This is a genomic window from Leptospira alexanderi serovar Manhao 3 str. L 60, from assembly GCF_000243815.2.
Lineage (GTDB): Bacteria > Spirochaetota > Leptospiria > Leptospirales > Leptospiraceae > Leptospira > Leptospira alexanderi.
The window spans coordinates 138,034-149,142 of sequence record NZ_AHMT02000017.1; the positions used below are offsets into that span (position 1 = coordinate 138,034).

The following is an 11,109-nucleotide window of genomic DNA, read 5'->3' on the forward strand; positions in this document are numbered from 1 at the left end:
CCCTGGACGTTTTAATTTCTCATTCTTTGTTTTTATTACTGATCCCTATAAAATAGAATATCGTTAATTTGAGCACAAATCCCACGTTTAGACGCAGAATTTTGGACACTCTATTATGTAGAGATGAGTAAAGATTATTCTTTTCCAAAAAACGGAACAAGAATAAGTTATGGTGATTTACGTTTGTAATGGCTGCTTCGTATTTTTATCAGAAGTTTGAAAGTGAGATACTTATAAGCCTCATTCGAAAAAATCGAATCATGCCGATATGTGATAGGGCTGCTTTCAGAGTTTCTTCTAGAAACCGATCCTTGTTTTTCCACCGTGATCCGACGATGTAAAGGCCGATTCATTTTTTTCAAAGAAGGGTAAATTTCTTTAGGTTTTGTTTGGTATGAAAATAATTCCAATATTTTGACAATATTCTGTTTATTTTTACATAATATTATTTAAAAAAACAAAAAAGACTTAAACTCTTTGTATTTTTTTTAACTTTAATCTTGCGTCAGTTGTTATATGCAATTGACGCCCCTGATTTGAATTTCAATTTTAATTCAGAGCGGATTTAAATTCGAAATGCAATTTTCAAAAATATTTTTTTTCTTAGTTGGTCCGTTTGCACTTATTATTCTTGTCATGATTGCTTCTCCTTGGCAGACGGGAGATGGATTCAAGGCCTATCAAGGTAAAATCGATCTTAGAGGAATACAAAACCCCGATTCCGGGATGGCAAAACTCAACGGAGAATGGGAATTTAATTGGCTTCAAGAGCCGGATGAAGGAATTGAAAGTCATTCCAAAGGATTTATTGAAGTTCCCGGTTCTTGGACTAACGAATTCAAAAATTATCGGGCTTATCCGAAATTCGGTTATGCGAAGTACGGACTTAAGGTTTTTCTTCCGGAAGTTTGGAAAAAGAAAATTCTTTCCATATCCTTAGGAGCGATTGCTTCCGCGTATCGAGTTAAAATCAACGGTCAGATCATCGGAGAATGCGGAGTACCCGGTATCGACGCCGGTTCTACGATTTCAAGAGTCGAGCCGAAAGAATTTTTATTTTTTGCGGATCAAAACGAAATACAAATCGAAATTTTCACATCGAACTACAGCTCCACGATGGCCGGAGTTTTACTTCCGATTTCCATAGGGCCTTCCGATTCCGCGGGAGTTTCGAAAGCGATCACTCTATTTTTCGATATATTCTCCTTCAGCAGTCTTCTAATCATGGGAATTTATCATATATTCCAGTATCTTTATTTAAGAAGCAGTGTATCCCCGCTTTATTTCGGAATGTATAGCCTTGTGATCTGTCTCAGATCTTCTTTAATAAATTCTAAAATTTTAATGTTATTCTTTCCTCAAATTCCTTGGCCTTGGGTTAATAAGCTCAATCATCTGACTTTGTCGATGAGTGTTCCATTTTTTCTTTTGTTTTTTAGTTCGTTATTTCCTCCGTATGTGAACCGAAAGCTTATCAATGCGGGAGTGGTTTTTTCGATTTTATTCTCTGTTGTAACCTTGTTCGGTAATATGCAATTCAATAACCAGAATATTTCAATCTATCATTATTTTATTCTTATTACGATTTGTTATTTGTTTTACGCGATTCTGAAAATCGATTTTGATAAGGAAAGGAATTACACGTATATTCTCTACGGCTCCGGAATTCTTTTTATCGCGGTTCTTGTGGATCTTTTTTACGTGAGAGTTTTAAAAACGGGAAGTATTCAAACCTCACATTATGCTCTTGTCCTTTTCGTATTTCTACAATCGCTTCTTCTCGCTTCTGAAAGATCGAGAAAGTTCGCCGAAACGAGAGAGTTGGCTCTCAATCTCAGAACTTCGAATCTGGAACTTTTCGAGATGAAGGAACAGTTGGTTCAAAAAATCGAGGATCGAACTCGTGTTTTAAACGATAATATCGCTCAGATCAATCGGGAATTAGAAATCGCTCAGAACGTCCAAAGGAAGATTTTGACTCCCTTGGATCGAGATATTTCGGGAATACGGTTTTATTACGAATATATGCCGCTTGAAAAAGTGGGAGGCGACTTTTTGGACATATCCGAAATTCTTCCAGGAAAAGTAAGAGTGTTGATCGCCGATGCGGTCGGCCATGGAGTACAGGCTTCCTTGATGACCATGGCTTTGAAAACGGAGTATGAAGAATTGAAAAATTTGGAGAACCCGGCTCAGATTCTTAAAGAATTGAATTCTAGATTCTTAAAGAAATTCGATTCGTTGGAAAGTATATTCCCTTGTATGATAGGAGACATAGATACAAAAAAAGAGGAGTTTACCTACGCATCCGCCGGACACCCTGACCAGATTCTTCAACCACCTGGGGAGTTTCCTTCCTTACTTCAAAAAACCGGCCCGATCCTCGGTTTGTTTGAATCTCTCGAAATCGTTTCTAAGACCGTTCTATTTCCGGCGGGCTCAAGGCTTTTATTGTTTTCGGACGGACTTATCGAAAATCGCATGAAGGATTCCTTAAATACAAAACAGCACAATATGGAACTGATCACAAAAGCTCTTCACGAAAGAAGAGAAAGTAAACTGAACGCCTTGATCCAAGAACTCATTAAAATAGAAGAGTTAACAAGAGGAGAAAATCCACGCTACGACGATATCACCGTCATAGCCGTGGAGTCCTATCCGATTAAAAGAAGTTAGGTTTTCCGAAGTGAACCGTCCGGGGTTCGAATTGTTTTGGCTTTCGACCGACACTGCTTCTGTCTTTGCGAGGTGATTTGCAGAGCATTGAATCAAAAACAAAACGATTCAAAGAATAAGGCATTAGACTGAAACATGAGGCATCCTATCTGTATCTTTAAAAAAATGTTAATTTCTTTTTCGGCGTTGGGAAAAGAGGAGAGTAAGGAACCTTCTCGAAATCGGATTCGAATTTTTTTTATTTTCCGATTTCGAGAAAGTTAGGTTCGTTTAAGCAATAACTACCATTTCGCCGGAGCATTTTATTTCTCCGGAATCATCGGCAGCCTCGACTGCAACCGTAATTAGTTTCTCGCCGTTTTCCTCTTTCTTACGTTTTACTTTTCCAGTACAAGTAAGTTTCTGACCCGGCTTGGTCATGTTCTTAAATGTAACCCCGAATTCTTTGATTTGTTTTTGATCTGCCCAAGAAGTGCAAAGTCTTCCGAGCTGGGCCATCACATACATACCGTGTGCGATTGTCCCATCCAGTCCCGTTTTACGAGCGAAGTCGGGATCATTATGAATCGGATTAAAATCTCCGGATGCGCCAGCGTAACGAACTAAATTTGCATGAGTGATTACGTCCGTTTTTAAGGGAGTAAGTTCCTGTCCGACCTCGATTTTATCAAAATCAATTTTACTCATTATCATGCCTCCGGTTTTCTGATAAAGATGGACATCTCTTGTTCTACGATCGTTTCGCCTTTTGCGTTTTTGACCGTGGTTTTAAACGTCATCGTGTCCATTTTACCGACTGTAACGTTGATACATTCTCCTTGGGAAGATACTCTTCCCGGATAGATCGGTTTCAGGTATGTGTATTTTTCTTTTAAGTGGAGAATTCTAGAAGTGTCTACTCCCATATTTTCCATATCCTGCCAAATTTTAGGATAACCCCAAAATTGAATTACGGTCGGATACGTTGGAGGAGCGGGAGTGTCTTCGTAACCCGCTTTCTTAGCGGCCTCTACATCGAAGTAGATCGGATTTGTTTCCCCGATCGCCTGACAGAACTCGCGAATCTTTCCTCTTTCTACGTCGAATTCGTAGCGATCCAACTTGGTACCGATCAGGTCTTTGGATATTCCTTTTGCTGACATATAAAATTCCTGAATTTTATTTTTAAAAAAGGCTTTTGACCGAATTCAATCTTATCAAAGGGGAAGCCCCGGTCGATGATTTTTTTAGAGAAAAACAGAACAAACGTTCTGTCTGTCAGTTCGCGTGAGATTCAAACCATTTCTTTAAATCGGTTAAAACCTTGGTTCTATCTTCTATACGTTCGTTCATCGTTTCGTGATAAAGTCCTTCGTAGATTTTGAGGGTTTTATCGGAAGAGCCTACAACTTCAAAGAAGACCTCGCTTCCAGCAGAATCGGCGATTTGGTCTTCTTTTCCGTGAAAGATATAAATCGGAATTTTGATTTTCCCTGCGTTGGTGAGAATCGGTTCTTCGCTGTTTAGAAGCATGTTTCCAAGATAAGTCGAAGCCATTCCATGAACCAAAGGATCTTTCACGTAAGCGTCGACCACCGTCTTATCATGACTTAAATGATTTACGTTCAAACCGGTCGGAAGAGTAAGATTCGGAAAAATGTCGGCCATCAAGGGCGCGATTCCTTTTTTGAGTTTCATCAGGAGGTCTAATTTTACTTTTATAGGAAGGGCGGAAATAATCAGCGCATTCAAGTTACCTTGATTTGTTCCTTCTTCTGCATAGAAAGTGGAAATAGCGGCCCCCATCGAATGGCCGAGAAGAGTAACTTTGGAAACTTTTTCTTTTTCCCTTGCGATTTCAATGAGCTTATCCAAGTCGGAAAGATAATCCGAAAAAGAATCCACCGCGCCTCGTTTCCCTTCGGAACGTCCGTGTCCACGAGAGTCGATAAGATAAAACACCGTTCCGGTTCCTGCAAAAGCTTCCACTAAGAATTCATAGCGTCCGCTGTGCTCTCCTATCCCATGTTGTACCACGAGCACTCGGTTTTCTTTCCTACCTTCCTTGGGTTGGTAGGTTCGATAGAAAATCTTGGTTCCTTCGCTTCCCGCGAAGGTATCGTCTTCTAAATTGTAAGAATTAATCCATGACATAGCGAAACGTGTTATAAACACAAACGGTCCTTTGAAAAGAGAAAAAAATTTCATTTGGAAAAAATTCATTCCAATGAGAAGGTTCTTTTCTGTTGTCTCATAAAGCGAAATGATTTTCTTGGACTCATGTCTTCCTACAGAACATTCTTCCATTGCGGAATGTTTTTGATTCTTACACTTTCGATTCCAGTTTTTGAAGGATGTAATCAAATTCCAAGTTCGAACAAAAACGTTGTGAAAGGGGATTTGACCCGTTTGCTGAAAGGTGGTGATTTTATCTGCAAGGGTGATACGAATCGTGAAATCGAAAAATTCCGTTATCATTGGAAAAAAAATCCGGGAAGATATTCTAATCTGAATTCTCAAGATCGTTGGAAGAACGTTCAAATGACTTTCTATACGGACGAGTCTCTTTATATCAACGAATCACAAGATTCCCTGTTCATTCCGTCCGGAGGAGAATGTGTTCTGAAATTGGAGAATTTGTCTTCGGATGTTTGTGGAAATTTTTTTCAATTTTATGCCGGGTTGCTTTCGAACGGAGCAAATGGATTTTTCGGTCAAGGAAATTTACGTTTTTTTTTGGATGATTCTAAAATCTTCGAGCAAAACTTGAAGTCGCAGAAAGAAAATTGGACTTATTATTCCGTTCTTTTGAAATATCAGAATGATAACAACTTAGGAAAAAGTGAAAAGTCGAATCCGAAAAGTTGGAAACTTTTCGAAAGAAAAGATGTACAAGAAAAAAAGAATTGTAAACCGAATTCCCTTCTTAAAATCCGATGGGATTCGGATTTCGGTTCTGGATTATTTTTAGGTTCACCTATTATATTAGAAAAACAGAATACTCAAAAAAAGAACGTGATTTTGATCGTGATCGACGCGCTTAGACAGGATTCTTTGTCTTCGGGCGGTTCTCCGTTCCCTACGACTCCGATTTTGGATTCCTTATCGAAGGAATCGATCGTCTTCAAAAAAACGATCGCAAACGGAAATTGGACCAAACCATCCATGATTTCCTTTTTTACGTCGGAAATTGCATCCAATCTCGGACTTGGAAATGCTTGGTTTTACACTTCCAGCCAACAAAGAAAACTTTTCTATTCCAAAAAACCCTTAACATTACCGAACGCTTTTCGGGCGGAAGGGTATTTCACGGAAAGCATAATGAATAACGTTTTTCTAATGGACTATACCTCAGTAGGAGTTGATTTAGGATTTCATAAAATTCAACAGGTAGGCAAAGACACTTTGGATACGGAAGAATTAGTTTCTAGAGCGAGAACATTCTTTCAAGAACACAAAGAAGATCTGTTCTTTTTACATTTAAACTTGAATACTCCGCATTGGGGTTACCGACCTCCCCCAAAATATTTGCAAGAATTAAAAGATCGGTCCGATTCTTTACTTTGGAAAGAACTGGACGAATACCAACAAAAATATCTGGGAGAGGTTCGTTATACGGATGCTCTTTTAGGAAAAATTTTCGAAGAACTAAAAAGACAGGGACTTTTCGAAGATTCTTGGATCGTAATTACGAGCGATCATGGGGAACTTCTAGAGAGGTCGCATTATTATCACCATCATTTTATCACCGAAACCGTTTATGCACACGGAGAAACGCATTATGAAAAAGAAATTCGAGTCCCTTGGATCATTCGTCCACCCAAATCGTTTCAGAAACAGATTCAAAAAAAAGAATTTAAAGACCAGGTTTCACTTCTTTCCTTAATGCCGACGTTGCTCGGGCTCAATCAGATTTCTTATCCGGAAGGAAAATTAAAAGGAAACGATTATTCTAACGCGATCTTCGGTAAAAAAGGACCGGAGTTTGAGCCTGTCATTTATACGGAGGGAAGATATTCCGAATCCATTTTGACCCAGGATTTTAAATACATACGAAGATATCCCGGTTACGATTCCGTTCGCAGAACGCGAGAAGGCGCGCCTCACAAAATGTCCGAAGAACTCTACGATCTCAAAAAAGATCCGAAAGAATTGCAAAATGTCTCTGCTGTTGATTTTCAATTGTTAAGCGAAGCGAGATCTATCTTAAAAGAAAATCAACTTAATAAAAATGCCTTCTTTTTAAGACTTCCGAAATGTGAGAAAATCTGTGAAAGAGAAATTCGGCTTTTTGCAAAGGGAGGAATTTATCGTTACGATTTTACAGGAAGTTTGAATGTCTTACAGGAGGATTCGAAAAATATTACTTTAAAGATTTTGAATGAATCAGGTAGTTCCGATCAAATACTTGCGGTAAAGACAGTAGATCCTTCCCCAAATTTCAAACTTCAGATCTTGAAAAATGGAAGACCAGAGTATTATCGCGTCGGTAAATGGGGGATTCGTTCCGATGTCGTAGCAGAAATTCTTTTGAGCGAACCAAATTACGTTTCTCTCGGAAAAAGTCCGTATCGATATTCTTCCTCTGAAATTCCGTTTTTATACTATCACACGGGTTTTTCCGGTGGAAAGGAATCCGAAGAAGAGGTCGCTATGGGGCAAGAGGTGCGTAAGATTTTGGAAAGTTGGGGTTATATTCATCAGTGAAATGAATTCGAAATCAAACTTTAAAAACAAAAGTATTTATAGATACTGGTCGAAAAGAAAGTAATGTTTGCATATCTTGCAATGATTCAAGTCGATATTAAACGTAAGTTAGTGAACTTTAAAGATAAATTTTAATAGAAACGAATTCAATATTTGTAAAATAACCGGAAGTTAAACGGATGATTTATTCGATTTTAATGTATGTAGTCGGATTTTTAATACTTTTGATTTTGAGTATTTATGGAATCGGTTCCGCACTTCCGATCGAACATTCCGCTTCTTTAGAAAAAGTTTTTTCGACTTCGCCTCAAACGATCTATTCTGCGATTCGGGATTTCAAACAATATCCGTCTTGGAGACCGAACCTAAAAAACATAGAAGAGATTTCTTCTACTTCTTGGAAAGAAACGGATTCTTATAATGAAATATTGACGTATTCTTTCGTTCAAGATCAAAAAAATGAAAAGATCGAATCTAAAATTATGGATGAAGATAAACCTTTCAGCGGTTCTTGGACTTTTGAAATCATTCCGTTTTACAGCGGAACCAAACTGAAAATTACAGAAAACGGCAAAGTCTATTCTCCGATATTTCGTTTCTTTTCTAAATTCGTTTTTGGTCATACGACTTCGATACAAGAATATTTGGACTTTATGGATAAAAAACTTAAAGAGGACCATCTTTCTAGATTTAAGAAACTCGAAGAGGATCGGCCGCACAATCGGTAGTTGAAGATAGAATGGAAAAGGGAAAAAGGTGATGGCCGGATATTCGAATAAATCATTAGGAGATAAACTCGGGCTCAAGGCCGGTATGAAAGTTTTTTTCGAAGATCTGCCAGAGGACGTTCGAAAAGAACTTAAGGATCATCTTGCAGATGTGGAAATTTCAAAAACTCTAAAAGATTCATTAGATTATTTGCATGTATTTGTAAAAGAATCCGAAAAACTTCGGAAACGATTTCCGAAACTGGTTGAGCATTTGAGTGAAAAGGGGATGATTTGGATTTCCTGGCCGAAGGGTTCTTCCAAGGTCCCGACCGATCTGAATGAAAATATCGTTCGTAATATCGGATTGGAATTGGGAATCGTGGACGTAAAAGTATGTGCCGTTTCGGATATTTGGTCTGGATTGAAGTTTTATAGAAGAAAAAAGTAATGTTCTAAGTATTGAAATTGCAATCCGTTTGAGAGAATCGTATTGATTTTTTCAGATTGCGGCCACTCACTTCGTTCTTTGAACTCAAGCGCCGGACTCTGAGGATTATTGCGGAGATGTGAAAGGCACACAACGTTGTCGTTTCCGAGCGTTTTACTTTATCTTATCGATTACTTCGGCGAGAGATGAGTCGTTCGCGAGGAACCTGGAACAGCCTGGCCCCGCGTTTTTTTCGGATATTCAATTTGGGAAAATTAAAGCGGGAACGCCCGAAATGATTTGTGAGAGTTCAAAATCATTTTTGAGCGTAGTTTATCGATCGTATAGCTTACTCTTTGAGTTTTCAATTTTTATGATCGGTTTATGTGTAATTTGCTTCATGAGTCAGCGAAGGCCTTCTTTTTTCTTTGTTTGCCTTCATCGCTTCCAGAAGGTTTTTGATCATTGCGGGTTGCTTTTTAAAAAGTTCCGCGAGTTCTTTCGGTGCGGCTTTTGCCGCTTCTAAGGCTTCTTTGTTCAAAGTTCTTTTTGTTTCGACCATTGCCGACGCGGGAATTCGGTTAAGGACGTTGATTTTACTCAGCGATTTTTTTCTCAGTTCTTCCAAAGAAGTTCCTACTTCGCTTAACAATCCGTTTTGAACCGCATCCGCCGGTTTGTAAAGCGCGCCTTCCATTGCTGCTTCGGATACGGAGGAAGGTACCATAACCTGTCTCATCCTAAGGATCAACGTTTTTGTGATGGGCAAGCCGACCAGAGGTTCCGCAAATCCGATTCTTCCTTTTCCATCCACCATGTATCTGTAATCACATGTGTACACAATGATCGCTCCGCCTCCGACGGCGTTTCCGCCGACTTCCGCGATCAAAGGTTTTGGAAAGCTAATGAGTGATCCGAACATTTCAAAAATTCCGGCCATTATCTTTGAAATTTCGTCGGTAGAAGAATTGAGAATTGCGTCCGGATCGAGCCCGAGACAAAAGTCTCCGTCGGGTCCAGAAATGATTCCTGCTCGGATATCCTGATCCGTGGCGAATTCTCCTAGAATGTTACCCATCTCATGTATCAACGGAAGTGTCAGCGTCATCGGTCCCTCCGGCACTAACTTCATCACTCCGATTTTTGAATCCTTAGAAGTAATCATTTCCTTTGCAAGTTTCATACGATTCCTCTCGATTTCTCCGGATTTTTGAATCCGTTGGTTTTCTTGATTTCCAAAATTGATGTTTGATATTTTTAGATCAAATTTAATTCCTTCTGCAAAAAGAAATAAATGGTTTGGAATTTAAACTATTGATTCAAGCATCCAATGGAATTTCTACAATGAATTTAGTTCCGAGTCCTTCTTCACTTTCTAAAGTGATTTTTCCTTTATGAAGTTCCACGATAACTTTGACGATGAACATTCCGAGCCCTGTAGTCTCTTCTCCTTTAAGTCCTTGTCTTCTGGCTTTTGTGAACTGATCGAAGATTGAGGACTGAAGGCCGTAAGGAATTCCGATCCCCGTGTCTTTCACTATCATCATCGCTTTATTATTTTGAGTGTAAGAATGAATGAGGATTTCTCCGCCTTCTTTCGTGAACTTTAATGAATTGGAAATTAGGTTTTCCAAAACTCTTTGGAATTTCAACAGTTCGATCTTTACTGGGAGTGGATTGATTTCCTGTCTTGTGTGAAGTTTGATCTTTTTATTTTCAGCTTCAGGGCAATTTTGTTTTACGAGCGATTCAATAAGATAGTTTAAATTCGTTTTTTCCGTTTTAAGTTTGAAATTTTCATTTTCCATCTCCGCAATCTGTAACAGATCTTGTACGATGTTTAAGGATTTATTGGCCGCTCGAGATATCATGTTGAGAAGTCCCGTGCTGTTTTGATTATCAGTTTGTTCTTTTAAAAGTTCGATTAGACTCAGAATTCCGTTAATCGGATTCTTAAGATCATGCACTACCGTAGTCAACAGCCGGTTCTTATTCTTGATGAGGTTGGCGGTTTTTTGTTCTAATACCTTTTTTTCGGTGATGTCTCGAATGTAAAGCGTCGCTCCGAGGATCTCTCCTACGTTTTTTGATCCTTCGTCGCATAAAATATCCGAAAGAGATGCCTGATCTTTCGGATATGATATTCGAGTGTTTTCAGTTGAACTATAAATAGGAGAAGTTAGAATTTCATAATAACTTGAATTTCCCTCTTGATTTGGAATTTCCCACTCTTTTCGAACTGGAACGCCGTCGAAAGTGGAATCGTAGATATCCTTCCAAGTGGCGGAGGTATCGAACCCGAATTGTTCTAAAGCGTTATTTCCTATTTTCAGATCTATTTTATATATATTGAATATGAATTCTTGAAAAAGACGATTCGTCGTTAGAATCCTGTAATTTTTGTCCACGGACCAGATTGCGTTTTGCGTGTTTTCCATCAGTGCTTTTTAGTTTCCCCCGTTGTTCGGATAACTCGATTTGCTTGCTGATGTCTTGAAAAATATGAGGATTCCGGCAGTCTTTTTATTCTTTGGTCGGATTTAAGTGAACTCGTATATTCTTATTTTAAAATCGTAACAGTATATTTGTTTTGTGGATTCTACTCCTATG

Annotated in this window: 9 protein-coding genes; 4 read left to right on the top strand and 5 right to left on the bottom strand. The window is 38.7% G+C overall.

Going from position 1 to position 11,109, the window contains the following annotated elements:
• Window positions 1–576 precede the first annotated feature (576 nt).
• Window positions 577–2,676: a SpoIIE family protein phosphatase gene (locus LEP1GSC062_RS06315; RefSeq protein ID WP_010577657.1), complete on the top strand. Its 2,100-nt coding sequence runs from the start codon at window positions 577–579 to the stop codon at window positions 2,674–2,676.
• Between the two features lie 270 nt (window positions 2,677–2,946).
• Here LEP1GSC062_RS06315 and LEP1GSC062_RS06320 read toward each other — a convergent pair whose 3' ends face one another.
• From LEP1GSC062_RS06320 to LEP1GSC062_RS06330, 3 genes are all read right to left on the bottom strand, one after another.
• Window positions 2,947–3,363 carry a MaoC family dehydratase gene (locus LEP1GSC062_RS06320; RefSeq protein ID WP_010577658.1) on the bottom strand — a complete coding sequence of 139 codons (417 nt, stop codon included), beginning with the start codon at window positions 3,361–3,363 and terminating at the stop codon, window positions 2,947–2,949.
• 2 nt (window positions 3,364–3,365) lie between these two features.
• Complete coding sequence (locus LEP1GSC062_RS06325; RefSeq protein ID WP_004505991.1) at window positions 3,366–3,818, bottom strand: FAS1-like dehydratase domain-containing protein; 453 nt, start codon at window positions 3,816–3,818, stop codon at window positions 3,366–3,368.
• Between the two features lie 115 nt (window positions 3,819–3,933).
• On the bottom strand, window positions 3,934–4,863 hold the full coding sequence (locus LEP1GSC062_RS06330) for an alpha/beta hydrolase (RefSeq protein ID WP_039941363.1): 930 nt from the start codon (window positions 4,861–4,863) through the stop codon (window positions 3,934–3,936).
• Window positions 4,864–4,968: 105 nt separating this feature from the next.
• On the opposite strand from LEP1GSC062_RS06330, the gene LEP1GSC062_RS06335 reads away from it, so the two are divergent.
• The 3 genes from LEP1GSC062_RS06335 (at window position 4,969) to LEP1GSC062_RS06345 (ending at window position 8,520) form a co-directional block, all read left to right on the top strand.
• Complete coding sequence (locus LEP1GSC062_RS06335; RefSeq protein WP_170875655.1) at window positions 4,969–7,362, top strand: sulfatase; 2,394 nt, start codon at window positions 4,969–4,971, stop codon at window positions 7,360–7,362.
• A 179-nt stretch (window positions 7,363–7,541) separates the two neighbouring features.
• Window positions 7,542–8,090: an LIC10604 family protein gene (locus LEP1GSC062_RS06340; protein WP_010577660.1), complete on the top strand. Its 549-nt coding sequence runs from the start codon at window positions 7,542–7,544 to the stop codon at window positions 8,088–8,090.
• Window positions 8,091–8,121: 31 nt separating this feature from the next.
• The gene (locus LEP1GSC062_RS06345; protein ID WP_010577661.1) at window positions 8,122–8,520 is read left to right on the top strand and encodes a DUF3052 family protein; all 399 of its coding nucleotides are present in this window, start codon (window positions 8,122–8,124) and stop codon (window positions 8,518–8,520) included.
• A 361-nt stretch (window positions 8,521–8,881) separates the two neighbouring features.
• Here LEP1GSC062_RS06345 and LEP1GSC062_RS06350 read toward each other — a convergent pair whose 3' ends face one another.
• A complete protein-coding gene (locus LEP1GSC062_RS06350) occupies window positions 8,882–9,682 on the bottom strand; it encodes an enoyl-CoA hydratase/isomerase family protein (protein WP_010577662.1) in 801 nt (266 codons plus the stop codon).
• 136 nt (window positions 9,683–9,818) lie between these two features.
• A complete protein-coding gene (locus tag LEP1GSC062_RS06355) occupies window positions 9,819–10,937 on the bottom strand; it encodes a PAS domain-containing sensor histidine kinase (protein WP_010577663.1) in 1,119 nt (372 codons plus the stop codon).
• Between the last annotated feature and the right edge of the window lie 172 nt (window positions 10,938–11,109).

What these genes read in the sequence shown, in the direction of transcription:
- LEP1GSC062_RS06355 (WP_010577663.1), bottom strand. Translation starts at nt 10,937, where the DNA reads ATGGAAAACACGCAAAACGCAATCTGGTCCGTGGACAAAAATTACAGG.
- LEP1GSC062_RS06350 (WP_010577662.1), bottom strand. Translation starts at nt 9,682, where the DNA reads ATGAAACTTGCAAAGGAAATGATTACTTCTAAGGATTCAAAAATCGGA.
- LEP1GSC062_RS06335 (WP_170875655.1), top strand. Translation starts at nt 4,969, where the DNA reads ATGTTTTTGATTCTTACACTTTCGATTCCAGTTTTTGAAGGATGTAAT.
- LEP1GSC062_RS06320 (WP_010577658.1), bottom strand. Translation starts at nt 3,363, where the DNA reads ATGAGTAAAATTGATTTTGATAAAATCGAGGTCGGACAGGAACTTACT.
- LEP1GSC062_RS06315 (WP_010577657.1), top strand. Translation starts at nt 577, where the DNA reads ATGCAATTTTCAAAAATATTTTTTTTCTTAGTTGGTCCGTTTGCACTT.
- LEP1GSC062_RS06340 (WP_010577660.1), top strand. Translation starts at nt 7,542, where the DNA reads ATGATTTATTCGATTTTAATGTATGTAGTCGGATTTTTAATACTTTTG.
- LEP1GSC062_RS06330 (WP_039941363.1), bottom strand. Translation starts at nt 4,863, where the DNA reads ATGAAATTTTTTTCTCTTTTCAAAGGACCGTTTGTGTTTATAACACGT.
- LEP1GSC062_RS06325 (WP_004505991.1), bottom strand. Translation starts at nt 3,818, where the DNA reads ATGTCAGCAAAAGGAATATCCAAAGACCTGATCGGTACCAAGTTGGAT.
- LEP1GSC062_RS06345 (WP_010577661.1), top strand. Translation starts at nt 8,122, where the DNA reads ATGGCCGGATATTCGAATAAATCATTAGGAGATAAACTCGGGCTCAAG.